This is a genomic window from Bradyrhizobium sp. 87 (assembly GCF_023073015.1).
In the GTDB taxonomy this organism is placed as follows: domain Bacteria; phylum Pseudomonadota; class Alphaproteobacteria; order Rhizobiales; family Xanthobacteraceae; genus Bradyrhizobium; species Bradyrhizobium canariense_D.
The window spans coordinates 244,659-270,780 of sequence record NZ_JADPIQ010000022.1; the positions used below are offsets into that span (position 1 = coordinate 244,659).

At 61.4% G+C, this 26,122-nt stretch carries 28 protein-coding genes; 11 read left to right on the top strand and 17 right to left on the bottom strand.

What is annotated here, in order from left to right; all coding sequences use genetic code 11:
• Positions 1-185 precede the first annotated feature (185 nt).
• From IVB50_RS05650 to IVB50_RS05680, 7 genes are all read right to left on the bottom strand, one after another.
• The gene (locus IVB50_RS05650) at positions 186-914 is read right to left on the bottom strand and encodes a Crp/Fnr family transcriptional regulator (protein ID WP_018454215.1); all 729 of its coding nucleotides are present in this window, start codon (positions 912-914) and stop codon (positions 186-188) included.
• A 32-nt stretch (positions 915-946) separates the two neighbouring features.
• The gene (locus IVB50_RS05655) at positions 947-2,341 is read right to left on the bottom strand and encodes an amidase family protein (RefSeq protein WP_247294884.1); all 1,395 of its coding nucleotides are present in this window, start codon (positions 2,339-2,341) and stop codon (positions 947-949) included.
• A gap of 62 nt (positions 2,342-2,403) precedes the next feature.
• A complete protein-coding gene (locus IVB50_RS05660) occupies positions 2,404-3,414 on the bottom strand; it encodes an ABC transporter substrate-binding protein (protein ID WP_085361535.1) in 1,011 nt (336 codons plus the stop codon).
• A 29-nt stretch (positions 3,415-3,443) separates the two neighbouring features.
• A complete protein-coding gene (locus tag IVB50_RS05665) occupies positions 3,444-4,283 on the bottom strand; it encodes an ABC transporter permease subunit (protein ID WP_085361422.1) in 840 nt (279 codons plus the stop codon).
• A complete protein-coding gene (locus IVB50_RS05670) occupies positions 4,280-5,578 on the bottom strand; it encodes a M20 family metallopeptidase (protein ID WP_085361423.1) in 1,299 nt (432 codons plus the stop codon). Before IVB50_RS05670 ends, IVB50_RS05665 begins: the two co-directional genes overlap by 4 nt.
• A gap of 320 nt (positions 5,579-5,898) precedes the next feature.
• Positions 5,899-7,104, bottom strand: coding sequence for an extensin family protein (locus tag IVB50_RS05675; protein WP_247294886.1), 1,206 nt, complete (start codon positions 7,102-7,104; stop codon positions 5,899-5,901).
• A 305-nt stretch (positions 7,105-7,409) separates the two neighbouring features.
• On the bottom strand, positions 7,410-8,258 hold the full coding sequence (locus IVB50_RS05680) for a DUF2147 domain-containing protein (RefSeq protein ID WP_247294888.1): 849 nt from the start codon (positions 8,256-8,258) through the stop codon (positions 7,410-7,412).
• Between the two features lie 193 nt (positions 8,259-8,451).
• Here IVB50_RS05680 and IVB50_RS05685 point away from each other — a divergent pair, with 193 nt between their 5' ends.
• Entirely contained in the window at positions 8,452-9,222 is a 771-nt protein-coding gene (locus tag IVB50_RS05685) for a DUF2147 domain-containing protein (protein ID WP_247294890.1), read from the top strand.
• Positions 9,223-9,511: 289 nt separating this feature from the next.
• Positions 9,512-10,897, top strand: a complete 1,386-nt coding sequence (locus IVB50_RS05690) for a FecR domain-containing protein (protein ID WP_094183504.1) — start codon at positions 9,512-9,514, stop codon at positions 10,895-10,897.
• Positions 10,898-11,072: 175 nt separating this feature from the next.
• On the opposite strand, the gene IVB50_RS05695 is transcribed toward IVB50_RS05690, so the two are convergent.
• A complete protein-coding gene (locus tag IVB50_RS05695; RefSeq protein ID WP_247294892.1) occupies positions 11,073-11,672 on the bottom strand; it encodes a hypothetical protein in 600 nt (199 codons plus the stop codon).
• Between the two features lie 165 nt (positions 11,673-11,837).
• Here IVB50_RS05695 and IVB50_RS05700 point away from each other — a divergent pair, with 165 nt between their 5' ends.
• Complete coding sequence (locus tag IVB50_RS05700; protein WP_247294894.1) at positions 11,838-13,697, top strand: hypothetical protein; 1,860 nt, start codon at positions 11,838-11,840, stop codon at positions 13,695-13,697.
• Between the two features lie 307 nt (positions 13,698-14,004).
• Here the strand turns inward: IVB50_RS05700 and IVB50_RS05705 are convergent, their stop codons facing one another.
• Positions 14,005-14,229, bottom strand: coding sequence for a hypothetical protein (locus tag IVB50_RS05705; RefSeq protein ID WP_247294897.1), 225 nt, complete (start codon positions 14,227-14,229; stop codon positions 14,005-14,007).
• A 7-nt stretch (positions 14,230-14,236) separates the two neighbouring features.
• Positions 14,237-14,473 carry a hypothetical protein gene (locus tag IVB50_RS05710; protein WP_247294900.1) on the bottom strand — a complete coding sequence of 79 codons (237 nt, stop codon included), beginning with the start codon at positions 14,471-14,473 and terminating at the stop codon, positions 14,237-14,239.
• Positions 14,474-14,962: 489 nt separating this feature from the next.
• Here IVB50_RS05710 and IVB50_RS05715 point away from each other — a divergent pair, with 489 nt between their 5' ends.
• The gene (locus tag IVB50_RS05715; protein WP_247294901.1) at positions 14,963-15,229 is read left to right on the top strand and encodes a hypothetical protein; all 267 of its coding nucleotides are present in this window, start codon (positions 14,963-14,965) and stop codon (positions 15,227-15,229) included.
• A gap of 1,041 nt (positions 15,230-16,270) precedes the next feature.
• The gene (locus IVB50_RS05720) at positions 16,271-16,516 is read left to right on the top strand and encodes a hypothetical protein (protein ID WP_247294904.1); all 246 of its coding nucleotides are present in this window, start codon (positions 16,271-16,273) and stop codon (positions 16,514-16,516) included.
• Positions 16,517-16,827: 311 nt separating this feature from the next.
• Here IVB50_RS05720 and IVB50_RS05725 read toward each other — a convergent pair whose 3' ends face one another.
• Positions 16,828-17,085: a PepSY domain-containing protein gene (locus tag IVB50_RS05725; protein ID WP_247294906.1), complete on the bottom strand. Its 258-nt coding sequence runs from the start codon at positions 17,083-17,085 to the stop codon at positions 16,828-16,830.
• Between the two features lie 331 nt (positions 17,086-17,416).
• Between IVB50_RS05725 and IVB50_RS05730 the strand changes: the two genes are divergently transcribed.
• Positions 17,417-17,629: a hypothetical protein gene (locus IVB50_RS05730; protein ID WP_247294908.1), complete on the top strand. Its 213-nt coding sequence runs from the start codon at positions 17,417-17,419 to the stop codon at positions 17,627-17,629.
• A gap of 682 nt (positions 17,630-18,311) precedes the next feature.
• Positions 18,312-18,701 carry a response regulator gene (locus IVB50_RS05735; RefSeq protein WP_247294910.1) on the top strand — a complete coding sequence of 130 codons (390 nt, stop codon included), beginning with the start codon at positions 18,312-18,314 and terminating at the stop codon, positions 18,699-18,701.
• Positions 18,702-19,633: 932 nt separating this feature from the next.
• On the opposite strand, the gene IVB50_RS05740 is transcribed toward IVB50_RS05735, so the two are convergent.
• The 5 genes from IVB50_RS05740 to IVB50_RS05760 form a co-directional block, all read right to left on the bottom strand.
• Positions 19,634-19,894 carry a hypothetical protein gene (locus tag IVB50_RS05740; RefSeq protein ID WP_247294912.1) on the bottom strand — a complete coding sequence of 87 codons (261 nt, stop codon included), beginning with the start codon at positions 19,892-19,894 and terminating at the stop codon, positions 19,634-19,636.
• Positions 19,895-20,125, bottom strand: a complete 231-nt coding sequence (locus tag IVB50_RS05745) for a hypothetical protein (protein ID WP_247294915.1) — start codon at positions 20,123-20,125, stop codon at positions 19,895-19,897.
• 334 nt (positions 20,126-20,459) lie between these two features.
• Complete coding sequence (locus IVB50_RS05750) at positions 20,460-20,729, bottom strand: hypothetical protein (RefSeq protein WP_247294917.1); 270 nt, start codon at positions 20,727-20,729, stop codon at positions 20,460-20,462.
• Positions 20,730-20,783: 54 nt separating this feature from the next.
• A complete protein-coding gene (locus IVB50_RS05755; protein ID WP_247294919.1) occupies positions 20,784-21,026 on the bottom strand; it encodes a hypothetical protein in 243 nt (80 codons plus the stop codon).
• Positions 21,027-21,203: 177 nt separating this feature from the next.
• Positions 21,204-21,944, bottom strand: coding sequence for a hypothetical protein (locus IVB50_RS05760; protein ID WP_247294920.1), 741 nt, complete (start codon positions 21,942-21,944; stop codon positions 21,204-21,206).
• Positions 21,945-22,181: 237 nt separating this feature from the next.
• Here IVB50_RS05760 and IVB50_RS05765 point away from each other — a divergent pair, with 237 nt between their 5' ends.
• Together IVB50_RS05765 and IVB50_RS05770 are read left to right on the top strand one after the other, a co-directional pair.
• Positions 22,182-23,336: an AAA family ATPase gene (locus tag IVB50_RS05765; RefSeq protein ID WP_247294923.1), complete on the top strand. Its 1,155-nt coding sequence runs from the start codon at positions 22,182-22,184 to the stop codon at positions 23,334-23,336.
• Between the two features lie 456 nt (positions 23,337-23,792).
• Complete coding sequence (locus IVB50_RS05770) at positions 23,793-24,008, top strand: hypothetical protein (protein ID WP_247294925.1); 216 nt, start codon at positions 23,793-23,795, stop codon at positions 24,006-24,008.
• A gap of 90 nt (positions 24,009-24,098) precedes the next feature.
• Here the strand turns inward: IVB50_RS05770 and IVB50_RS05775 are convergent, their stop codons facing one another.
• Positions 24,099-24,788: a DUF4145 domain-containing protein gene (locus tag IVB50_RS05775; protein ID WP_247294927.1), complete on the bottom strand. Its 690-nt coding sequence runs from the start codon at positions 24,786-24,788 to the stop codon at positions 24,099-24,101.
• A 78-nt stretch (positions 24,789-24,866) separates the two neighbouring features.
• Between IVB50_RS05775 and IVB50_RS05780 the strand changes: the two genes are divergently transcribed.
• Together IVB50_RS05780 and IVB50_RS05785 are read left to right on the top strand one after the other, a co-directional pair.
• Positions 24,867-25,292, top strand: coding sequence for a phage terminase large subunit family protein (locus tag IVB50_RS05780; RefSeq protein WP_346283354.1), 426 nt, complete (start codon positions 24,867-24,869; stop codon positions 25,290-25,292).
• A 524-nt stretch (positions 25,293-25,816) separates the two neighbouring features.
• Positions 25,817-26,122 carry a hypothetical protein gene (locus IVB50_RS05785; protein ID WP_247294928.1) on the top strand — a complete coding sequence of 102 codons (306 nt, stop codon included), beginning with the start codon at positions 25,817-25,819 and terminating at the stop codon, positions 26,120-26,122.

Here is a 26,122-nt window from a genome sequence, read left to right on the forward strand (position 1 = left end):
TTCCAGTTCGGTTGAAGCTAGTGCGTTTGCTGGCCCAAAGCTGATGTCAGACGAGCCGCGCAGTCCCTGTGCGCTAAAGGACTATCGAAGATTACAAACAGCATGTGCGCTCCGGTCACAAGCGCCCATCATGCTCAAGGCGGAGACTTCCGTTGCGTCGGTAAGCTGACCTTATTGGTTCACGCCTAGTCCGCCACCTGCTTCCTCAACGCAGCGAGATCGTTGACGACCATCTTGGTCGGGCCGGTCCAGATGATGCCGTCGTTCTGGAGGCGGCTGAGGATCAGGCTGATCGATTGGCGCGTCGCGCCGATCATGCGCGCGAGATTGGCCTGCGTGATGCGACCGAGCGAGATCGGGCCGCTCTCGTCCTGGGCTGCGTTCTCGCACAGCTTGACCAGCAGCAGCACCAACCGTTCCGCCGCCTTCTGCCCGGCCAGCGTCTGCGCCAGCATCGAATAGGTCTCGCCCTTGAAGCCGAGGCACTCGATCAGCGCGACTGCGAACGGCGGCGACTGCGCGATCAACCGGCGGACCGCATCCTGGTCGAGATGCAGTGCTTCGACGCGCCCGAGCGCGCGGGCCGACCAGCTGTGGCGGTGATCGCCGAGGATATAGGGCGCGCCGACGAAGTCGTCGGCCTCCCAGGTCGACAGCATCAGTTCGCGCCCCTGCGTGCCGGCATGGGTGCTTTCGACGATCCCGTTCAGGATGATGTGGATGCCGTTTGCGGGCTCGCCCTCCCGCAGCAGATATTCGCGGTTCTGGTAGGTCGCGAGCCTGCCGGTTCGCATCACCAGCTCCAGATCGGGCTTGTCCAACGCCTTCAGCACATAACGTCCGGTCCCGGGCCGTGGCAGGTCGGCGCGCGGCTCAACTGGATCGGCCACCTCATGCGCATCGCTGCGCCCCACGATCGGTCTCCCTTCGAGTGACGGCTCGAAGGCTAGGAGGTCTCCGCTCGGATTGCAACGCGGCGCAGATGTTCTGGCTCGGCCGAAGCCCCCATGAAAGCGCAAGCCAGATCGGTGAGCAGGCGCTCCCGGCCGGCCGGCGCCAGGAACGTGATGCCATAGGGCACGCCGGCTGCGGTGACGGCGTTCGGAACGGCGATGGCGGCCAGCCCAAGCGGGTTGGCGTAGTTGGTGTAATAGCCGTTGTTGAAGTTGGCCGTCAGCGGATCGCGCGCGACGTCGTCGATGCTCAGCACGGTGCCGACCGTCGGCACGACCAGCGCATCATGAACTTGCCAGAAATCGCGCAGCGACCGCTGGACCTCCTTGACCTTGTAGAGCGCACGATAGGCGTCGGCCGCCGTGAACTTGCGGCTGCCGATGACGAGGTCGCGCACGATCTTCACGCCCGCCTCCGGGTTGGCGTCGAGGAATGCGCCGACCGACACGTCCCGCTCGGCGAGGAAAGGTCCGAAAAACATCAAATCGTTGACCGAGATGAACGGCGCGAAATCGACCAATGCGACCGACAGATCGAGCTGCCGCAGCTTGCGGAGTCCATCGCCGAACAGCGCCTCCGTTTCCGCATTGCCGAAGAACCTGAGCTGATCCGGACGCGGCGTTGCGATGTTGAGCGGCCGCGCCGGAGATGCCTGCTCCGTCCATCCGGCGGAATCCACCGGTGAAAAACAGTCCTCGACATCGCGCCGCGCCAACACGCGATAGATCTCGTGGCCATCGCGGGGATCGCACGTGTAGAGCGAGATGGTATCGAAACTACGGCACGCGTAGACCATGCCGCGCTGACTGAAGGCGCCGGGCGCCGGCTTGAAGCCGGTCACGCCACAATAGGACGCCGGCACCCTGCCCGATCCGCCGGTATCGGTGCCGAACGCAAAGGACGAGGTGCCCGTCGCGACCGATACCGCTGCGCCCGAGCTGGAGCCGCCGGGGATGTAGTCGGGGTTGTGCGGGTTGCGGGCGATGCCATAGGGCGAGCGCACGCCGACGAGGCCGGTCGCGAACTGATCCATATTGGTTTTGCCGAGATAGATCGCGCCGGCGGCGATGGCGTCGGCGACAACCGGGCTCGTGTCTTTCGCGGTGTAGGCGAATTCCGGGCAGGCCGAGGTGGTTTGCTCGTCGGCCACATCGATACAATCCTTGACCGAGAACACAAGGCCGTAGAGCGGCAGCTCGCCGATCTCGCCAATGCGGGCATCGAGCGCGCGGGCCTTCGCCATGACGCCTTGCGGATTTGCCGTCGAGATCCAGACGCCGCTCTGGTCGGCGTCATCGAGGCGCGACAACACGTGCGCGGCGACATCGGACGGCTTGAGCTCGCCGCTGCGATAGGCGGCGCGGAGGTGGCGAGGTGCGAGATTCATGTCGGTCACGTGCTTGCAGGAATTGACAATGTGCCGGCGAGGCAAGCCCGCCGGCACCGACCCTAGCGGCCGATCACCTTCTCCAGATAGGCGGGCTGGATGAAGGCTTCGAAGTCGGCGCGCGGCAGCAGCTTCGGCAGGCGCTCCTGCTTCACCAGGAAATCGGCGGTCGAGATCAGCGTGTCGACGAACTTGCCCTTTTTCGCGGATGTGCCGAGATACTCCTCCGTGAGCTGCGTGCTGCAGGGGATCATCCCGGTGCCCTTCATCATTCGCTGCGCGTCCTCGAGAGGCAGCGAAAGCTCTTCCGCGATCATTTCGGCAGTCTTCTCCGGGTTCTTCAGCCAGAAATCGATGCCTTCGCATTCGGCCTTGATGAATTTGTCGACGTAGGACGGATACTTCTCCGCGAACGCGTTCATGACGACGCCGATGTCCCAGGTCGGGTAGCCGCGCTTGGCCATCTCGCCCGAGGTGACGAGGATCTTGCCGCCGTTCTTCACGGCCTTGCCGAGATTCGGCTCCCAGAACCAGGCCGCGTCGATGTCGCCGCGAAGCCAGGCCGCCGCGATGTCCGCCGGCGCGAGGTCCAGAATCTTCATCGAGGCGGGATCGACACCCTCCTCCTTGAGCGCCTGGAGCAGGAGGTAGTGCGTCGTGGAGCCGAACGGCGCCGCCACCGTCTTGCCCTTGAGGTCCTTGAGCGAGGTGATGTTCTTGTCGGCGCGAACCACCATCGACTCGACGTAGTCAAGCATGTTGATCACCAGGATGCCCTTGATCGGCAGGGCGCGGGTCGCGCCGATCGCGGTCGGCGGGTTGCCAAGACCGCCGAAATCGACGTCGCTGCCGGCGATCGCGCGCAGCATGTCACCGCCGCCACCGATCTTGACGTATTTGATGTCGACGCCCGGCATCTCCTTGGCGAGCAGGCCAAGATGCTTGGTGACCAGCTGCGCATTGACCAGGTTCAGATAGCCGACGGTCACCTTCGCCGGCTTGTCCTCGGCGCGGACTGCGGCCGTGAGCGCCAACGTGGTAACCGCGAGCGTCGCAATCAGTCTCTTCATCATGGAGGTCTCCCCTACGATCAGAATTGGATTCAGGCCCACGGCATCAACAGTTTCGCGATGCCGCGCATAAAGAGGTCGAGCACGACGCCGGTGAGACCGAGGACGATCAGCCCCATGATCACGACGTCGGAGAGCAGGAATTTTGCCGCGTCCCAGATCATCCAGCCGATGCCGGCGGAGGCCGCGACGATTTCGGCGGCGACGAGAACGGTGTAGGTGAATCCAAGCGAGATGCGCATGCCGGCCAGAATCAGCGGTCCCGCCGCCGGCAAATAGACGTGAAACAGCAAATGGCGCCGGGTCGCGCCGAGCGACTGGGCGGCGCGCACATAGACCGGGTCCACGCTGGTGACGGCCTGGATCGTCGAGATGACGATGCCCGGCAAGCCGGCAAGAAACAGCAGCGACAGCTTCGAGCTCTCACCGATGCCGAGCCACATCACCAGCAGCGTATAAAGTCCGAGCGGCGGCAGTGGCCGGTAGAACTCGATCAGCGGATTGAGCAGCGCGCGCGCGTTGCGCGACACGCCCATGAGGACGCCGAGCGGGATGCCGATCAGGCAGGCCAGCGTGAAGGCCGTGAGGATGCGATAGAGGCTTGCGCCGAGATGCTGAAGCAGGGTCGCGCCCTGATATCCCTTCGTCATCGTCTTGACGAACGCGGCCCAGACCGCCTGCGGCTTCGGCAGGAACAGCTCGTTGGCCCAGCCCATCTCCGTGACGATGGCCCAGCCGGCCAGCAGCACGGCCACGGTCAGCGTCGAGAGCAGCACCGATCGCGAGACCTTCGGAAGCCGCAGCCGGAAGCTGCCGCGTCGGGTGCGATCCGGCGAGATTGGAATCGTCATGTGGGTCGCCTCGACGCTCATGTCCGCACTCCCAGGATCTGCATGATGGTCAGCGCGTAGATCCGCGTCGCCATCACCGACTTGGTGATCGAGATGTTCTCGTTGTCGACGGCCCAACCGTCTTCTCCGGGACCGAACGTCACCGCATTGATTCCGGCTTCGCGGAAGCGGATCGTGTCGTTGAAGGCATTCTTGCGGTTGACCCCGGGCTCGCGGCCCATCAGACGCCGGTAAACCGCGCGCAAGGAGCGGCAGGGCTCCTCCTCGACCGGCACCGGTTCGGTCGCGTTGACGAACAGCGAGCCCGGCACCTGGCGCACCTCGACCTTGACGTCGTTCACGCCCGCAAAAGTGTCCCGTCCGAGACGCTCGATGTCCGCAATCACGCTCGATAGCGTCATGCCCGGCACGATGCCGACCACGGCGAGCGTGATGGTGCAGGCATCCGGGGAGAACTGCATCTCGCCGGGCAGGCCGGACCGAATCCGCACCACGGCGCAGCAGGGCGGCGTATGCCCCATGAACTTGCTGTGGACATGGGTGAACGCCATGTCCTTCAACCTCGGCAACAGCTTTGCCGCTTCCATGATGGCGTTGACGCTGATGTCCGGTCGCCAGATGTGCGACTTGATGCCGTGAACGGTGAGCTCGATCAGGCAGTGGCCGGAATTGGCCACCGATAGGTTCATGCCCCAATCCTTGTTGACGTCGCCCCAGGCGGTCGGCTCGGCGGTGATCTCGTAGTCGGCGGTCAGGCCAACCTTGTTGAGCATGTAGATGGAGCCTTCGGTGCCGTTCCGCTCCTCATCGACGGTGTAGCAGCACATCAGGGTGCCATCGAACTTCACGCCCGCTTCGGTCAGGGCCTGCACTGCCAGCAACGATGCCGCGAGGTTTCCGCGCGTGTCGGACGTGCCGCGCGCATAGAGCAGATCGCCGTGGCGCGTCGCCTTGAACGGATCGAAATCCGTCATGTGCCATTTCTCGGGCTCGACGGCCGGATAGGTGTCGAGATGGTCGTTGAGAATGAGCGAGGGGGCGCCGTCCCGTCCCTTGAGCACGCCCAGCACGTTCGGCCGGTGCGGCTGCGCGCTGTGCTTGGTGACCTCCATGCCGAGCGCTTCGAGCTTGCCCGCGACCAGCATCGAGATCGCCTCTTCCTCGGCGGGCGGCAAATCGGGATCCAGCGGATTGCCGGAACGGGGCTGGCCGGTGCGGATCAGCTCGGATGCCAGTTCAAGCCAGCGCTCCTCCGTGATGCGCGACAGCACGCGCTGTTCGAGATCCGAATAAGGAGGGCTGACAGGCATCTGCATGACGGGATCCGCTGGCTCACGGCGCCGGCAGCGCCGCTTCGTGGCGGCCTCCTCATTGCAGCGACCGTGCCAACTGCGGGAAAAGCCCGTCGCGGCAGGATTGTATCGATGATTTCAATGGCTTAGGCGAGGTTTGCGCGTGCGCAAATTTTTGCGCCCGAGATGCGCTCTGCCAAAGACGCGGCGTCGACTGAACAGGCAGGGCTCAGCGCGAGGCGGGCCGGCCTGGGGTCGTAGCCCGCATGGAGCGCAGCGGGATGCGGGAACGCCGTCCCCGGAATGCGCTTAGCTCCATCCAGGCTACGGGTCGCACGCGCGCCTCAATCGTCGGCGTACTCGTCCTCTTCGTGCTTGCGCAGCGTGCTCTTGCGCGTACCCAGCGAGCCGGTGATGGTGGGATCGCGCCTGCTGGCGTAAGGGTTGCGCTGCTGCGCCCGCCCGGCGACCTCTTCGCCGGAGACGGCGGCGGGCTGGCAGATCAGCCGGCGGTTGGCGCGGCGCATCAGATCGACGTGGATGTGATCGTAATGATAGACGTTCGAGCCCGGCGCCAGCACCGTGGTGAAATGCACGCACGCGCCCGACTGCACGTCGCGCAGGAAGCCCTGCTCTTCCGGCATGCCGCGCCAGCCATCCTTCACGGTGACGCGGCGGCCGTCGGCGAGCACGAAGGCGGCGATGTCGAGCGCGTTGCCGAAGGCGTGCTCTGAAATATGGGCATGCGAATTGCCGTTCATGCCGCGGCAGGAATAGGCGGAGATCTGCTTGATCTCCGCGACGCGGGTGCCGAACCAGCGCATCGCCGAGGGCTGCACGGTATCGGCAAGCCAGCGGTCGAGCTCGGATACGATCGGACAGGCCAGCGTCGCAACCGGCTTGATCGCAACAGGGCCGACGGCGGTGACGGGATTGCCCTGTGCCGGACCAAGACGCGGCAGCGGTTGCTGCGCAGGCGCCTGCGAGTACGGCGCCGGCCGCGCCGGATAGCTCGGTGCATTCATGTAGCGCGACGCGCCCGCGGCATCGGTGCCCTCAGGCGGCAGATCGATCTCGTCTTCCTGCTGCGCCACACCGGGCGCATTCAGAGGCATTGGACCAGGGGAAGCGCCATAGCCGGAGGGCTGGCGCACCGCGGTCTCGGGATAGTTTGAGCGTTGTGGATAGGACGATGCCGGATAGTTCTGGCTCTGCGGGTAATTCGATCGGGGCTGCGTCACCGGCCAGCGCGGCTGGTTGCCGACGCTACCGGGCGGTCGCAATTCCTCGTCGGCAAAGCCGTAGCTGCTCGAGCCTTCGCCGAGGGCGGCGACTTTGAGCGGAAACTCCGCGCCGCACATGCCCGGCCCGGAAATCGGCTCGATACGGACGAGATCCGGCCCTTCTTTCACCGCGCCTGATTTCAGGCATGCGGCTTCGGCCTCGGCCCGCCACGGTTCACGTTCGGCCTGGAAGACGCCGCGTCCGCAACCCGCTAACGAAACAAGGACGATGGAGCCGACGAGATACAAACGAACTCCGCGCGTCATGCACGCACGTTCGGTGAATTTACTTAAAGACTCTTCAACGTGTTGATTTCAGTGTTCTTTAACCATGTCGGCCGGCGCCAGCAGGAGCGCTGCCGGTGACGAGCGACAGCAAGGCTGACTTTTTCGAAAAGAGACTCTCTGTTAACCGTGATCCTCTCGCGCAAGGCGGCGCGACAGCGGGAGCGACCTCATGACGTTCGCCGGGAGACTGAGCGTTATCACCGCGTACCTCGCCATGGCCTTTGTCGGTGCCATCGTGCTAGGCATGATCTAGCGGCTTCAGCCGGAGGTATCGAACGCTTCCCTTACGACCGCGCGCTCCACTGCCGCGACGTCGTGATCAGCTTCTCCGGCCGCTCTTCGGCTCGCGTCCAGTCGTTGCCGGAACACCAGAAATGGCCCAGTGCGCAGGCTTCGACGTGAAGCTTGCCGGAGCTCTTCAGCGTCATCCTCGCATAATAGGTACTGCCGCTGGAGCGGCTGTAGATGTTGCCGGTCCAGACGTCGTGCGTTTTCGGCTTCATGTTGACGAGCACGCTCTCGCCCCTGGTCGATGCTTCAGTCAGCGCGAAGCCGCACAGTGCAGGACCGCAGCGTTCGATGCGGACCGTGCCCTTGGCGCCTGCGCTCTCCCATTCGCCGAGCGGCAAATAGGAGAGTTCGTCGTCGCCGCGCTCAGGGCTCGTCACGGCCTGCTCGAGCTGCGGCCTTGGCGCGACGACGAGTGCCTCCATGCGCGGCGGATCGAGCGCGACGGTCTTCGGCGGATCCGTCTGCGGTAGCTCCACCCGTGGCGGATTGGAGCTTGGCGCCTGCGGCAGGACAATTGGCTGCGAGGTCGTTGAGGCAAGGACAGGAGCCGTCTGCGCCGTCGCAGGCGCGACCGCAATCGCTTGCGCTGGCCTGACCGGAGCCACGGGATAGAGCGGCTGCGGCGGCGGAAGCACCGGCGCAGGGGCTGGCGTCGTGTCGACGTCAGGCCGAAAGCTGCGATGGGAGGAAACCGAGACACAGGAAGCCGATCGGCAATTCCTGGGCGCCTCGACCTGAAATCGATGACCGGCAATCGAGAACGCGTAAGACCCGGCCTCGGCTGCGGGCGCAATCGCCAGCAGCGCGATCAATGTGCCAAGCGAAGTCACAAGCCGCGTCATCGGCGCCTCCCTCTGTGTGGCGACGACGTTACGCAAATGGAATCGCGACCGAATGTGCGCTGCGTCACCCAGCCGCGGCGAGCCGTTGTGACGTCTATCACAGAACGTCCGGCCAGCCCGGCGTAGGGTCGAACCACGCTTCATCCACCCGCGACTTCAGTCCCATCGGGACCACACATCTTCGGAGGTTGTCATGAACAAGCTCACCATCGCCGCCACCGCCCTCTTCCTCGCGTCCACCGCCGCCGCGCATGCCGGCAATGCGATCTCGTTCCAGATCGAAGGCCAGAACATCCGCATCGAGACGCCACGCAACTGCGCCTCGCTCAATTGCGTGACCATCATCGCGCCGGGCCTCTCGGACAAGCCGATCAAGCTGAACAACATCAACCTCAAGGGCCTTGGCTCCAAAGACGATGACGTCGACACCACGCCGGCTCCTGCCACGACCGCGCAGCCCGCGCCGGCTCCGGTGCAGCAGCATCCCGTGCAGCAGCCCCCGGTGCAGGCGACTGCGCCGGCAGCGCCCGCTATCGCAGCACCGAGCACGACGGTTGCCGCTGTTCCGTCCGTCGGTTACGACGCCACGACGCAGACCGCGCCCGTTGCGGCTCCCACTCCTGCGCCCGCGCCGGTCGCGGTTGCTCCGGCCCCGGTGCCCGCCGCGCCTGTCGCGGTTGCCAACACACCGATCGGCGTCTGGGCCACCGAAGAGAACAAGGGCAATGTCCGCGTCGAACAGTGCGGCGTCAATCTCTGCGGCTACGCCGCAAAGACCAACGAGCGCATCCTGATCAACATGAAGCCCGACGGCGCGAAGTGGAGCGGCCGTATCCACGATCCCGACTCCGGCCGCAATTACGACTCGACGATCGCGATGAAGGGCCCGAATGCAATGCGCGTGCAGGGCTGCGCCTTCGGCGGCATGTTCTGCGGCGGCCAGACCTGGAAGCGCGTGAGCTGACGCCGCAGGCGTCGTCTCCAACACATGCACATTCTTCGTCATGCCCGGGCTTGTCCCGCCTGCGCGGCCGAAGCCGCTTCGGCGAGGCGAAGGCCCGGGCATCCACGTTCTTAGTCCCGCGCTTCAAGGCGTGGATGGCCGGGGCAAGCCCGGCCATGACGGTGGAGAGGCTTGGCCGCAAGCTAGCATCGCGTACCGTTTGAACGTTCACCGCCTCCGTGCGATAGACATTCATCCGCCGTTCAGCTGTACGCGGCTGATATCGGTCGATCTCTCACCGGGATTCTTCGTGACTCTTACCGTGGCCTGGCGCCGCTTCATGTTCGCGCTTGTGCTGCTGGCGTCGCCGCCGGCCGGCGCGAGCGTTGCGTTCGGATTCGATGCGATCGAGCTTGCGCAGGCGCAGCCAGAAGCGCAGCCGTCGCCCGCCCCTTCGCCGACGCCATCGGCTTCACCCGCTCCCGCGACCGAGGCGCAGCCCGCTGCCGTCGAGCCGATCGGCAACGTTGCGACGGTGACGGGCATCGCGACCGTGATCCGCGACAAAAATTCCTATCCGCTGCGCGTGCGCGACGACATCTATCTCAACGACGTCGTGCAGACTTCGTCGAACTCATCGCTCGGCATCACCTTCGACGACGCGACCACGTTCAACCTCTCCGCCAGCACGAAGATCACCATCGACACTTACGTCTATGAGGACGGCGGCAAGCACAACGCAGGCATCTTCGACATCGGCAAGGGCACGGTCGCCTTCGTCGCGGCGGCGGTGGCAAAGACCGGCGACATGAAGATCACGACGCCGACGGCCACGCTCGGCATCCGCGGCACCACGGGCGTGGTCGAGGTGCCGGAAGGCGCGGCCGCGAACAAGACCAACAACGTCAACATCAAGCTCTATCCCGACGCCGATGGCCGGGTCGGACACATCGACGTCGACGACCGCACAAGTGGGACCCGGCTCGGCGCGCTGACGCAAGGCGCGAGCGGTTTTGCGATCCGGCCGGGCGCAGCCGCGGCCGGCGTCATGCGCTTTGCCGCGGTGCCGATCACGATTCCCGCACAGCAGATCGCGCGCGACCGCGGCTTCGTCAGCCAGGTGCATCTGGCGCAAACCACGGGCCGGCAGATCGTCACCGAGCAGCGCGACTTCCGCCGCGCCAATCCGACCGCGAGCCCGCGCATTCCGCGGCCGTTCCAGCCGCCGCAACAGCAACAATTGCGGCCGAACACGGCGCCAGGACAACAGCCGCAACAGCCGCAGCGGCAGGGCCAAGCGCCGGGCCAAGGTGGCGCCGTGCAGCCCGGTACGCCGCGCGTAGGTCAGGGTCAGCAGCAACAAGGCCAGAAACAAGGCGCGGGACGTCCGGCAGGCCCACCGCGCGCCGGTCAAGGCACGCAGCCTGACGGCACCCCGCAAACCCGGCCGCGACGCGGTGGACAGAGTCCGACGCAGCCCGGCGGAGTCGCGCCGCCGCAGCCGGGCGGAACGCAACAGCAGCCCGGTCCGCAGCCGCAACTGCCGCGCACCGGCATGCAACCGGGCCAGCCGCCCGCTGCTCAACAGCCGGGCCTGCAACGCCCGGGCGGATTCCAGCAGCGCCTCCCCGCCGCACAACGCCCCGCAGCGCCGCGACGGCCAGCGCCAGTTCCGAAGGAGAAGGAGCGGCGGTGACTTTCTTCCTTCTCCCCTTGTGGGAGAACGACCCTTTAACTAACTATTTGATCACACGAGGGAAACCAAGAGCGGTGTCCGCATGGTGTCCCTTGCGCATGGTTCCCTCCGCCGTGCGAAATCGATGCTTCGGCCTCGGGTATGAAATGGCAAGGCTGACTCAGACCTACGCGCGTTACCCGCAATCATCGTCAGGCAGGATGACGGGCTCGGTGTCCGGGTGAGACAAAAGCGTAGTGTCGTTCTCGAATTTCCGCAGAACTCCGAGCCCGCCGCGCTTTTGCTGACTGCGGCTCATCTCGCCAATTCCGGGGAAAGCCTTGAGGAATATCTCGCCCAGCTCTTGTTGGCTCAAAAGCTCCACATGAAGTGCGCAGAACCATGCTTGAAGAATTTGCATCGCAACCGGCGACTTTTCTCGAAGCCTTAGGTAGTCCTCCACACAAACATAAAGAAGATACTCGTTCTTGGTGTCGTCAAACTGATCGAGCGTCAATTGATCGTCCTTGCGCGCCGCTTCGGTGTCACCGACATGCTTGAAACAGTTTCGGTATAAATTTAGCGCTGCATAGATGTCTCTTTTTGGCCGGCCCGGATGGTCGCGCAGCAATAGTTCGGTCATTGGTTCGATCCCGCGAAGTCTGCACAGGCTCTCAAGCAATTCACGAGCATTACCGGCTAGCGCTTGAATCGAAACCGGATCACGGTCTTCAAAGAACAGATCAATTGCTGTCAGTAGCTGAGAACGCGCTACGAGAAATGGCGTAAGCGGCATGCGGATGGCCAGTCGAATCAGTGCGCGTTGAAGCAGAACAGTATAGGAAAATTGCCCCGCCTGTGAATAACCGGGACAAACGCCCTGGCCCTCGTATTGCTACCCTGCATTGTGCCACGTTGAGGGCTTCCGATTCGCCGCCGCCCGAATGCATTTGCCAATTTGATGATCATGAAAAGAATTTCAGACGAGAGAATTGCCGTTATTGGCTTGCTCGCGCTTGCGGTGTGGCTTTTTGTAATTTTGCCCCTCCACTATCGTCCGCCGCCCCTGGTCGCCGACACACAGATTTCCGAAGAATGCTTTCGCAGACTGCTCGGAGTGTGCTTCGTGATCCCGCCCGAAAGCGAGGGCGGCATATTCGGCTTCGCCGAGTTTGTGCAAGCCTTCGCGTTGCTGGTCCTGATCTTTACGGTCAGCGGAACACGCTATCAATTCCGGGTTGAGACTGCCCCAATCCCACTGTGGAGTCTCACTTATTGGAGTTCAGCGATAATCGGAGCCTTCGCGTTGCTCTCTGACTTGTGGTTCGCGCAACGCTATCCGCTCCCCTGGTTCCTTTCGAGTCAGGCATACTGGCAATTTGTATTGGGCCTGTTGTTTCTCTCGCTCGCCTTGATTTGGCTCTGGTATGCCTACATCCGTCCGCCGCAGTTCGGAAGAAGGAATGCCTACAGGTTCACCGGCGCGGTTTACCACTACGTTATGCAGGGCGATGGCAGCGACATTTCTATCGTGGCTGACGAGCTTGGGCGCGCCGCTCATTCGATCATCGAAATGGCATCAGCGGCGTTCGATCCACGACATCTTCGGCATCGAGCTGAGGTGGGAGAACCAAAAGCCGAAGATTACGCCTGTGATCTGCTGCTGATCCTTGGAAACAGGAGGTTTTGCCGACACGTCGCCAGCAGCGCGCCAAATACCGCGATTGCTTTGTTCCGCGCTGTGGCGGAGACGAAGCAATACAATATTCCCATGTCGCAATTTTCGTCAGCACTGACGACGGAGGCAATCGTCAATAAAGACTCTATGCTGTATCACGAGGACGCAGGTTATTATTCAGGCTATTTCGGATATGCAAGGCCATTCACGAATGCGATCTTTGGCGATTTTGATTTTGTCGAAGCTCTCGCAACAAATGGCACCTCTCCACTTGATGTGGACCTCGATGTTCATTGGAAGTTCGACGGCAAGCAACTCGAAGCCTACACTCGAGCAGTCTTAACGACGTTCAAGGCGGCGCTAGCCAAAGGCAACTACCACCGGCGCTCTTACGCCCTCAATCGCGCCTTCGGAATTATCGAGCATGGTTGCGCTGACCTGTACAAGCTCAATGATCAGCTTGGTCCGCAAGAAAAAAGCGACATTCATGATCGGCTTCATGCCGTCGTGAGATTTCTCAATGATGCAATCACAGCGCTAGAGAAATCCGGAACTAAGAATCCAAAGCTGCGGAGACGTGAAGAACCTCACCAGTGGCAATACAAGGACTACCACGATAAAATCGCTCACCTGATCTTTGAGATCATTGGTCACGCGAGCAGTCTCAAGACCAAAGAATTCGAGGGCTGGACAGTCCAGTACAGCGCTGTTTGGAGCGCGCTTTCCAATTTCGATAACAGCAAGACGCGGAAAATTGTGCTTTTTAAAGTGCGACGACTTCTTTACGAGGAAATCAAGGGAGTTGAAACCCGCCCCAACTTCAAGAACGCCGCCTATCTTGGCTTTTGCTTAAACGTGATGGGCTTAAAGGTAGGAAAGAAGAACGATTTCCGTCGTGACGAATATCCATTGCGGCGAGCGGTCATCTCTTTTGCGCGCAAGAACTACCTTGCCTTGGTTGAACGCCAGCCCAAAGTTGCCGACGCGGTTCTGATTGGCTCTATCTCGTTCGACAAAGAGAGGAAGCAGCTTGTAAAGACGTATCAAGCGGGACTGGCTCTAGTAGCCCCGACCGTTACCTTGGATTTGACGGAGCCCAAGGAACTAATTGCTAGCGCTCGCGCTGATGACAAACCAGAATGAATGACGACGACGACGATTAGTGCCGATTAGACTTCAGTGAACTGAATACTGCCTCCTTCGCAGACAGCACTGAATGAGGCCCTCGCGTTTGCGTGCTCAAAGCAAAATGCTTTTCCTTTCTCAGTTGTCTCCACCCACCAATCTGATTTCTGATCGCGCGCAATCTGCGCAGCATGTGTCCGCAAGCGATCTAGCTCTCGTCCAGATGCTCTGACGACTATACAATATGTCATGAAGCCCCCTATCATGTTGCACACAATCCACCCAACGCGTAATAGGCCGTAATAGAATGAGGCTGGACGCTGTCCTAATCGGGGATGATGCCACGTTCGCGCTTATCCATTAGCGTCCGCTCGATGCGCTCGGCTTGTTCCTTGGTCAAATTGACCGCCAGGGTGACCCCAACCACCGCTGGCCCCCTACGTTGCCGATCGTAAACCATCCAGCCCTTTCCCCCCTGCCGAACCAAGAACCTGGACGGAGGAGACCCCTTGTCGCGCTCCGTCATTGCCGATCCCGCTTGTTTGATCATCGGACCATCACCTCAACATTTCAATGAGCGTTCTCCAGGCGAGCGCATCATTCGCCGCCAGAAGCGAACCGCCAAGCCTTGCCAAGTAGTTTGGCAACTCGCAATCGGGACGCGCGTTCATAGTCTCGACAAAGGAGGCGACTGCGTTCTTCAGATCACCTCGTTCGAGATGGTCGAATGCCCGTTGCTTACACCGCTCGACATATTTGTCGCGCGTCATCTCAATTAACAGGGAACGTTCCATTTCGCCTCCCGTACCGATGACTGCTTCCAATGGTGGAGTTGGAACAGAGTGGATTTGGCCCGTCTGTTCGAAAGGTGACAAACGGATGCGCTTTTGGTCGCAACTGTGGGAATCAGGACACAGACACACATCGCACAGCCTGTCGGCACCGCGCGGACCACGGCATAAGTTCAAGCCGGTCTCAGGCCCGCATCTTGTCTATAGTTTCCTGACGACTACGCCGACGCCATGGTTGAACCGATCCATCCGAAGCCGATGCCGGTGCCGGTGATCCTCACGACGGATAAGGAGCGCGATGTCTGATGCGAGCGCTATGGTTGAGGCTAAGGCGCTGCAACGGCCGTTGCCGGGTGATGCGCTTAAGGATCGATCCTGTTCGTCTACGCAAAAGGCGAGGACACTGCGCCGAAGATCGAGGACGGATTTATGTTCCAGGAACGAATTGCCGCACCCAGACATTCTCCAATTCGAGAATTGAAGGAGAATAGCATGCGCAAGTACTTGTTTGCTGCAGCGATAGTGACTGCGATCACGACACCCGCAATTGCGGATGAAGTTGGTGTTGGAGTTCAGGCCGGTCCAGTGGGCGGAGGCGTCACAGTCGGAGAGTCTCACGAGCACCGGCCTATTGATCGCGACCGCACAACTGTCATCAAGGAGCACGAGCCTCGGGAAAGTGATAGAACGACTGTCATCAAGAAAGAGAATGAGGACGGCACCCGAGAGAAGGCCGTCATTCATCACGATAACGAGTAACAAAATAGCCCGGACCAACGTCCGGGCTTTTTCTTGCCTCACTTGCGCACCTGAAACCAAATGCGCCCGCATGTAGTTAGAAGGCATGGATGATAAAGAGGATCATCTGCAGGCCCGCAGTGAACGAGCGCTTGTCGTGGTTGCCCTCAGCACGGCAACGCTGATTGGGTGCGTTGCGCTTTTGGTTTCTCAATTCTGAGGTTCTCTCATGAAGAAAAAAGAGGGGGCCGAAGCCCTCTTTCAAGATCAGTACCGACGATAGCCCCGATGGTAGCCATAGCCGCGACGTACATAGGGGCGGCGGACGACATAGGCTCCTCGCCGATACACGGGTCTCGTGCGGACGCACCCGCGCGGACCGCACACCACTGCAACGCTCTCGACGTTGGAGGACTGGAGCTGTCCCAAGGGGGCGAGCGGCATTGCTGAAGCGGCTCCGGGCGAAAGCACTGCGCCACCTAAGGCGGCCAATGCGAAAAGTGCGTATCTGAATTTCATCTAGTTTCTCCCGTTGACTGTAGTCTTCGCAGGCAGCGTAGAGGTTCCTCTCTGAACGAGGGATGACCGCGACGACCGGGGAGTGCGAGCATGATCTGAACACGGAGAGTTCCCAATCAAGCCGTAACAGCAGTAGGAGGCAGCTCACACTCTCGAAGACGCTTGGTCGCACAGATTGGCATGTCGGATGTCCGGGTGCATGCTCTTGCAGCCAATTCGTTTTCGGCTTCCGTTCTCATGGCACGGGGCAGCTGGCCTGTTTCCGAACCTAGCCGCCCGGTTGATCGCCCGGACCGGGTTTCATTTTTGGAACAAAAGGACGGTCTGCGTGTTTCCGAGCATTGTTGCTGGGGAACCTGCAAAGATGCTTACGATGATGGCAACGGTAGCTGCGCCTGTCGTGGTGCTGACGACATTGATAATCGTCATCTGTGAGATCAGGGACGCCTGGCATAGAAACCGCATCGAGTAGTAAGACCGCATCAGTGGGCCGGGACCGCTACAACCCGTTACCCAAGGAAGGACCATATCAGGGGATTGGCCATGGGCATCGAGCGCATGCACTCGGCGAAATACTGGCGGGCTCGCGCGGAGGAGTTTCGCGCCAAGGCAGACAACTGCGAGTATCCCGAAACGCGAGATGCGCTTCGCAGTGTTGCCAAGAACTACGACGACCTCGCGCGAAGCGCTGAGCAAATCGGACGCACGGCCGAAGCTCGCCTAGTGGCTGAGGAATATGCGAACGACCAACGCGGGCTACAGCAGAAACTCCGCCACAAGATGAATTAAGGCCGCCTCGGTTGGCGGCCTCTGTCCACACCCACGACCAGCAGTAGCTCGGCGCCGTTCCGAACTGATTTCCGCCGCCCTAATTTCGCGGTGCCTATGCGCAAAGGCCCGCGCAAGCGGACTTACGCTGCGAACGGTCTGGCCAGTGGCCAGACGAAGTCAGGCTCTGCGATCTTGAGCCCCGCTTTGTCTGCAAGGCATGCGGGCAGCGCGGCGCCGACGTCAGGCCCGGAAGCGAGCCCACCGTAGCCGCTGGCGTGCTGCCCGCACGAAGAGAGTAAGGCCCCGTGAGTTGGCGGCCTGTCACGGTGTCAATCGTCCTGCTTTTCTGAGGTGATCTGACCAGTCCTTGGATCGGCATGGAAATCCATCTTCTTGCCGTCCTTGATGCCTTCACCCTCCCATCGGCCATCATCGGCTTCCAGCTTCGTGACCTGCGAATAGCCAGATTGCTTAACTTTCGCCATGACCTGGTCCATCGGCATCCAATCTGGCCCAGGCTGATCAGCATAGGCGAATGGCGGAGCCAACAAGATCGAGGCCAAGGCGGCTGCGGCGAGTTTGCGCATAGTGATCTCCTATCTGGATCACCTCCAACGAGGCGAGCGGATATTCGTTGCCTCACGGTTTGCTGCAAAAAGTGGCCGTGCCCAGTTCGGCTTCTGCTGCGCGGAACCAATCCGCTGTGTGCCTTTTTGCACAAAATACGGAACGGATACCGCTCTTGCGAGTCATTCCGCATTCGGGCCTGGGAGATAGCGGCGTGCCGTCAGCGGAATACTATTTGCGACAAGCTGAGGTCGCATCAAGGATGGCCCTCACAGAGGGCCTTCATCGAAGCGAATGCTAGCCGGCCCTTTGCGGTCCAACTGGCGCTTCCACTACGTGGAGTTGCTTAGCATGGCGTGCCTGACCCCCGCCGAGAAGATTGAGCAGAGCTATGACGACGCCATGATCGCGCTGGCCGACTATCTCACGCGCGACTGCGATGCCGAGACCACCGTCGACCGGCTGCTCCGCATCCTCGATCGCGACAGCCTCCGAGATGCTATCACTGAGGTCTTGGTCGATGCGCGGGTGCATCCTAGGCCGAGGGCGGATGTGCTGGAATAGACGGAGCGGCCACGCGGCTTACCGGCTGATGCGGAACAAATAGCACACCTATGGTTCCGGTGACTCTGACCTACGCTGGTGCGAGAGCCGTTGTGCCTCCTCGTTCTGGACCTGTTCAAGCAAATCGAGGGTGGCGGCAAGGCCAGCGTAGGTTCGGGACACGTTTATAAGCAGGTTGGCGACCCGCTTTGTCGTACCTTCAATGTTGGCGCGTGTTCGATATTCAGCCGCGAGTTTGCGGCACTGTTCAGAGCTTTGCCGTGCTGCCGTGATCATCCACACCCGCCCACATGTCCCAAGCGCATGCTTACCGATTTGGATTTCTCAGTGCACGTCAAATCCGACTGAAGAACTACATACGAAGGTTTAGACGCTGCGATTGCAGCCGACCGAACAAGGGCGCGGGTGTCCGCATGGGCGAAGAGCTGAAATCCCAAGTGAATGAGCACCGCAAGCGACTGCTGCCGATCAAAAGCGTCGGTCTAGCGCTCAACTGCAAACTTCCGGTCTACCGCTCTGAGCCGACATGTAGCGGCACCGCCCCAACGGTAGCGATGGGCCATCTCCGGAAGTGCACATGCGTAAGCCACTCTCCTGGCGGACTAGATTCCGTTGATCCAGATCAAGGGTTTTCCGAAACCCAGGAGCCCAATATGCTCTCCCTCGGGGCTGGGACACGGATATGATGGCGCAGCCGACAGTCGTGATCGTGGTTGATGACGATGTGAGCCTTCTGAAGAGCGTGGCGCGGCTGTTGGCGCGCCACGGCATCGAGAGCCGTACTTTCGCCTCGGCCGAGGAGCTGCTTGAGAGCGACAGCGTGCAGACGGCAACCTGCTTGCTGCTTGACATTCACCTCGGGGGAATTTCGGGGATCGCGCTGCAGCGCCGGCTTGCGGCATCGGGATCGACGTGGCCGGTCATCTTCATGACCGCGAGCGACGACGAGGCCACGCGCAATGAGGCGATGGACGCCGGATGCATCGCCTATTTGCGCAAGCCGTTCGCGCAGGATGTCTTGCTGAACGCCATTTCAAAAGCTGCGGCTTGGCCCGGGCAACCAAATTACTAATGCGGAAAGGTCGTCGCTTCCGTTTTGGGTTAATCGCGTCAGTTTTGCTCTCCGTCGATGACTTCCGATTTCTGGCGACAACTTGTCCTAATATCGTGCGCGGCCCTTGGAACGCCGCGCGGGGTAGCCCGTTGAGCGCGAGCCAGCGTCTAACATCAGAAAGGGTCAGCCATGTTTTTCAGGACTACCTTGGGCGGAAATGACGGAAAGGTAGCTCTCTCCCGGCGCGAGATGCTTGTCGGAATTGGGGTGGTTGGCGCGTGCGCCGTTGCATTGCCGGCAATTCTCGGTTCAAAACCCGCTGAGGCCCTAGAGTCCGCATTGGTGGCCGAGCCGCTATCGGATGCGCCCTCAACCCAAACTGCCGAAAGCAGTGCTGCCGAGCGCGATTCTGAAACGCATGAGCTGACCGAGTTTTCCTCTCAGGAATGGCGCCGCAGGCGGCGGCGGCGTTGGCGAGAGGTATGCACGACCCACTGGCGCCGTGGGCGACGTGTGCGCGTGTGCCGCCGCGTCTACTAAATAGACTTGAGCTGCATTCTAGGCGGTGAAGGCCGTGAGCGCTGCCCCGCGCTCCGCGCGGGTTCCCGCCTGACTTGGTAGGGCATGCTCTAAGGCATACATCCGGGCCGCGTGAACAGCGAAACGGGCCATGCGCCGCTCAACTGAGCTTCTTGCCAAGTCTGGCCATGATTGCTCCGCAGATCGTTAATCATCCAGCATTTGTCGCATCTCGTCCCGGCGCCTCCTTGACCAATGGACAAACGATGCCCCCGCCACCAAGCCGCCCGAATCACGTCCCGTTACTAAGCATTGACTCGCGCGCAGCGTGGATAGCCCAACGGACAGGGCGGACTACTATGGCCGATGCGAACTGGGACGACTTGGATAGGTTTGAACAAAGGCTGCTGATCAAGTTGTTCGGCGGCGGCTCAACGAGATACGATGATCCGGTGGTTGTTGAGGGTCTTCGACGCCGTGGCTTTGTAGACGATAACAACCAACTTTCCGTGCCAGGGCTGCGTGTTTTCGCCGTCGCTGTCCGCGAACAGCAAGCAAAAGCCCGATCCCATTTGGCTATCCGGACAAGCCACTGGAGTCAGAGCCGCCGCAACAACCGATGACGCCGCCGCCACCGTCGCCATCCATTCGGTGCTTTTGCTGCCGTTCCTGACGACGTGCGAGGGATGCATCTAGTGTCGTTCCGTCGATTGCGCCGTCGTCGCAGCGAACGCGCGGATGGCGACTTCCTGCGTTGCCCACATGCGCCACTCTTCGAGATCACCAGCATAGCGCAGCATCGATTGGCGAAATGCCGCATCATCAACGCTCATGCCTTTGTCGAGCAGCAGGTAATTTCCATGCTTGACCAATGCCTCGTTCCGACGATCGATAAACAATTGCTGTGCCTCTTCGAACGTCATTTCGAGCCTCCGCGCTTAACTGCCAGTTTCCAAATTCTGTTTCCGCCTTCACCAGGCCGGACCCCAGTCGAGTCAAGGTCGGAATGCCAGACACTTCCCCCGTGCGTGATGAAGGTCCCCGGCGGATATGTCCGCGATGCATCCCAAATGCCCAGGTAACGGAGTGTCGGGCGCGACTCGAGTTCCTGGATCCGCTGTCTCAGCGGCCTGATTGCCGCCAGGACGAAATCGCCGATCACTGGTGCCAGCGATTTGACGAGGCCTTCGATCTCAGCTCGCCGCTGGGGCGACACTCGGGCTTCCAGCGCGCGACGTTCTTCGGGAGTTGGACCGTTCATGGCATCCGCTTCGTGTCCGCTGGCTTGCCATGCCGCCTTTCGTACGCAAGCTGCAACCGCGACTGTTCGCGAACCAGTAAGCGCGCGGCCGCAACGTTCTCGGGGTTGTCGCGATGCCACAGCAGTTCGCGGATGCGCTTGTCGAGCCGAGCGATAGGAATCAGATCGTCAATTTCGGGCGGAAGCCGAACCACCAGACGCGCTGCTTTTGCTGCGGCCGACCGCCGCCCATATTCCAGATCGCTCGCTGTCAACCGGACGACCATGTGTCCCTGCCCTCAACGTGGTTTGATTTACCTTCTTAATAGCAGATCGAGATCTCAACCCACGTTACGCCGTAACCGATGGAGTTTCTGCAGCGCCAGCTTCAAAGCTTTTGAGAGTTCTTTCCGATCTCCCTCATCCCATTCCAGCAGCACGCCCTGGCTGCGAAGCCAATCCACGTCGCTCCAGTCGAGATCGATGGCAATTCGCGTAGCGCCCTTCGCCTGGCGCGCGCGGTGTTCCCGCATGCGCTGGGCGGCGGCCGTCGGTGCAAAGTGCGCCTTCGCCTTGGTTTTCACGGTGGGCCTCCAGGGCTAAGTGCCGTCAAAATGGGCAACCCCCCTTTTAGAATTTAATCTCATGCCATACGGACCAGCCCGTGCGGTTCTCGGGGCTTTGCTGGGCCATTTCTAAACCTCCCCCCCCCCGGTCGCCGGCCTTCGATCCGCTGCGCCACGCCCTCCGCGCGGGTTGGCTCAGAAGGCCTTTGCCTGCCTGCTATTGGGGCCGAGTGCAGATTCCTGGCCGAGAAGGCCGGCGCCTATTGGCTCATCGACAAGGTCGCGACGCTCCAGCTTGAACCGACGATCAAACGCGTCGCGCTGACGCATCGTCTGCCACTTCTCAATCACAGGCGAGATGCGCGGCGCAATCGCAGCCGCGAGCAGGCCCGCGCCAGCGTCCAGCTCTTCCGGTGTCGGCCAGATACGGTCAGGAAAATCGATCTCATGTTGCGCGGCGCGAGCGCGCACGGTCGCCAGCGCGTCATGCAAGCGGATCCAATAGAAACTGACCTTCGGCGGCTCGGCACCGGCGCCGTTCTTGAAGTGCTGCGCGACCGCTTGCATGGCATCGATGACGGTGCCAGCGGAGAGCACGACCCAGCGCTTGCCGTCGTGCGCGAAGCAGAGCTGCACCGGCTTGCCATCGTCGAGATCGTTCAGCCGCGAGATGATTTCGAACTCCAGATCGCGCATCGCATGATCGACCGCAGCGCGGGCAGCACCGGCATCGACCAGTAGATCAAGCGCGCTGACGATCACGGCGTCGGCCGCGATGAAAATCTGATCGCGCCACAGGCCATCCGCGCGCTGCTCCGGGCTCGGCACGATGAGCGGCTGCAACTGGCCGCGTTTCTTCATGGCTTTGCGGATGTGCTCGGTCTTGCCGATGAGAACGTCGAATTGGTGAGGCGGGATCGGCGTGAGGCAAAACATGGTTCGGATTTCCCAAATGCTTCGGCGGAGGCAGAGTTGCCTCTTGCGGAAAACCACGAGCCCGATTAATAGTCAAGACGATTTCGTCAATGTTTTCAACGGCTTATGACGGATCAGTGAGGTTCAGTGCGGCTCGGTGAGGTTCGGAAACACCTCGGTGAGGCTGCTTTGAGGAAGCGAAAAATCCCGCCGCCGGTCTGGCAACCGACGCGGGATCAAGAACTGAAAGGAAAGTGGATGAGCGACAACCATATATCGACCGTGGTCGAAATGTCTAGGCCAGCGGATGACGGCTATCAGAAATGGGCTAAGGAGGCAGGCGTACCGTTCGCTGGCGGCCCAATTGGCTTCGCGAACCTGCAACTTTGGGGCTGGCAGCCGGTGGCTGACCGGGAATGGGCTGTATTCGAGCATATCCCGCTCGGCAGTACGGCCGGTTTTTACGGCGAGGGAGGTGTCGGCAAGAGCACGGCCGCCATGCAGTTGGCGTGCGCGTGCGTGACGGGTGAAAATTGGTTCGGCTTGGCGGTCAAAAAAGGTCCTGCCTTCTATCTCGGCTCCGAAGATGATGAAGAGGAGCTGCACCGTCGGTTGGACGCCATCGCGACCTACACTTATTTGACGATCCCCAGTGCATTAGCGCGCTTGGGCTTGCATGTTGCGTCCTTTGCCGGACGCAACATGGCGCTTGCTCGTATCGACAGAGATGGCGATATGATCCCGACCGAGTTGTACTGGCGGCTGTACTATCAGGCCGCACAAGTTCGCCCGGTAGTCATCGTGCTCGATCCGCTGCACGACATCTACCCCGGACAGGAAAGTGATCGCGGTCGCGTCAGTGAATTCGGCGGTCTGCTGCGCCAACTCGCGATTGCATCCGGCGCTGCCGTGATGGTGAACGCCCATCCGTCGCAAGCCGGCGCCAGCAGCGGTTCGGGCACTAGCGGGTCAACATCGTGGCACGGCACGTTCCGCGCCCGGTTGTTCATGCGACAGGACCCTGACTGTCCCGACGGTCGCATTATCGAATTCAAAAAGAACCAATACGCGAAGCGCGGCGATAGCATCCGCGTGCGGTTCGATAAAGGCATCTTTGTTCGCGACGAGGAGTTCGGTGACGCAGCCGACCCCGCCGCCGCCGAGCAGCGCGCCGAGCAGTTGTTCTTGGACCTGCTCGACCGTTTCGAACAAGGTGGCCGGAAAGTCTGTGACAAGGTCGGCACGTCCTATGCGCCTGCCAAGTTTGCCGACGAGCCCGAGGCGAAGGCCGCGCGGCTGAACAAGACGGCCCTCGGCGCAGCCATGTCACGACTCTTCGCAGCTCGCCGTATTCGAGTGATCACCGAGGGACCGCCGTCGAAGCAGCGCTCTCGCATCGTTCGCGCGTCATGATCGTGACCTTGATGAGATCGTTCCACCGTCGCTTCCAGCGGCTTCCAGCCGCTTCCAGCGACGGTGTTCCTCTCTCCCCCCATACCCCCCTCCCACCGGTGGGAGCTGGAAAGCTCCCCTCGGTGGGAGGGATGGGGATGGGAGAGGAGCGGCTTTCCGGCTGGCCCATTTCTCGGTTGGCCTTCGCCTTTCCTGCTGCGTCGGCATCATCATCGTCGGGGTGCGGCGTCGGCATCATTATCATCGCGTCGGCTGCGTTGCCGCCGTCGTCGCGGTCGGCAACGGGTCCTGTGACCATGGCCGAATGCAGGGCCGCTGCCGCCCGCCATATTAGCCGTTGCAAAGTTTGTGGAGATGATGAAGCCGCACCATGGGTAGACCCGCATCAGAACGCGCTCCGGCGCTCGCTGAGGCATCCAAACAGCGCGTCCGGCTCGCGCGGCCGCCCAGGCCGATTTGAACGAACTGAAGGCCGCCAAGATGCGCAGCGAGCTGGTCGAGGCCGCCGCCGTCGAGGCGGAGTGGTCCGGAATTCTACGGACAGTTCGCGCCGGGACGGTGGCAGTGCTGTCGCGGGTTGCGGCGCGGCTGCCGCACCGGTCGCGTGCTGACGTTGCCGAGATCGACGCGGAGATCAGGACAGCGCTTCTTGAGATCGCAAATGCCGGCTGAACTCGCCCCATGATCGGACTGGAGATTGGCGGAGCGGCGACGGCCCGGCACCATTTGCAGCGGGCACAAAATGTGCGCGCTGGAACTTTGTCAGGGCGTTCCCGGCGGCGGCACCTTCTTCTGCTGCTTTATGCCGTCAGCGATCAATTTGAGATGTTCCAGACGTTTTGTCCGCGCTTTCCGAGCGATATACCACTCATCAAATAGCAATTCCGTCAGTTCAATGAGGGTCTGAGCTTCATCGACATCCACATCAACGATGACGTTTATGTCGGCTTCCATGTGCGCGCCAATGTTGCCGATGCCACGCACATGGTCAATTGCCTCAACACTATCGGGTTGGACACCAGCGGGCGCTTTGCCATCATGGACGCGAGTGCGCAATTCATCGATTTCATCGATCAGCCTAGACTTGGAGATGCCGCAGAAGTCGCGGATCATTCCTTGCAGGCAGCGACGTATGACCGTCGCTGATGCCTTCGGGCTGAGATCGCGGATAGCGCACGCTTCGAAATAGTCACTGCGGATTGGCTGTGGAATGTAATCTGGTTGTGGCTTGGCCGAAGAGGGTGGAAACAATTTCCAATGCCCAACTGGTTGACCAAGGTTGAAGTTATTATGCGTGGTATCTACGAATGGTGCGAGCGTGGCTTCTAACGTTAGTTCTCGGCAGTCACCGTTGGCGCAAACAACGTACTGCGTGAACATAGCAGGCTGACCGTGTTTCCAACCTTCGAGCCGTTGGCGGCTCCATCCCTGACGCACGCGTTTTTCGTCCAAGACCTGAGCGTGTCCGCAATATGGGCATTTCCAGTTGTCGCTAACGCTGAGCATTTCGGTTCGCTTCTACAATCGGGGATGATATCCCATGACTACACTCGGGGCTGTCAGTCGCCAAGCCCTGCGTTCGCTAATCCCGCCGCCGCGCCTAGAGCTAAGCGACTGGACCGAAGCCAACATCCGCCTCCCCGAAGGCGTCAGCGCCCTGCGCGGCGCGATCCGCCTGTACCCGTATCAGCGCGAGATCGCCGACGCGATCAGCGCCCCCCAGATCGAGCGCGTCACGATGGTCAAGGCCGCCCGCTCGGCTTCACCACGCTGCAGTCGGGCGCGGTCGGCGCATTCGTCGCCAATGAGCGGAGCCCGATCATGTGCCTGCTGCCGACCGACAGCGACTGTCGCGATTACGTCGTTTCAGACATTGAACCAATTTTTGCCGCCAGCCCGGCCTTGAAGGGCCTGTTGAGCGCCGACGCCGAGGAAGGCGAGCGCAACACACTCTGAGCCGGTGACCTTCGGCGGTGCGGCTCGACATTTCGGCATTTGCCGAATTTGTCGAGGCCTTCCGCGCGCGGGGTCACCTGACGACTTGCGAGCACGGGAGTATCCGCACCGCAGCTCGACGGTCATGGTCCAATCGCGCCGACTCAGTTGCGGTTCCGAAAGTCGCACGATCCGTGCGAGTTTGTGCGCCCATCGCCCCGCGACGCGATGCGCTGCCGCCGCGGTTCGTCAATCCGTCGCTGGATTGAGCCGGTGACCTTCGGCGCCCAAGGGTTCGCACCGCCAGCTCGACGGTCATCGTCCAATCGCGCCGACTCACGTCATAAGAAAAACTTCAAGTTGGCGGGCTTCGTCTTCTTGCCGCCGCCAGCTTTCCGCCTCGCGCCGCAGTTCCGTAGTCGCGCCTGTTCAAAAGACATGTTTGCGGCCTGTCGTGATCGATAACACACTCCCCAGCGCCTCCCCAGCAACTCCATGCGGCGCTAAACTGCTCAGCGTCATTCGTTGAGGAGATTTGCACTTCCATGGCAAGCAAGACCAAGGCCGCGAACGCCGCCGCCGCCATCGCCAACGGCGTCGCCAGCACGATGCTCACCATCCCGGAGTTCTGCCACGGCGCAAAAATCTCGGAGGGCCACTTTGGGCTGCTGCGCGAAGCTGGACTCGGCCCGAAGGAAATCCGGCTGGGTCGCGCCGTGCGCATCACGGTGGAGGCCGCCGCCGAGTGGCGGGCGATGTTCTCGCAGCAGAGCACGCAGGACGCGTTCAACAAGTTCTTGCAGGAGCGCAAGGAGCAGCGCGAGTTGCGTAAGCGGCAGCAGGGCTCGTAG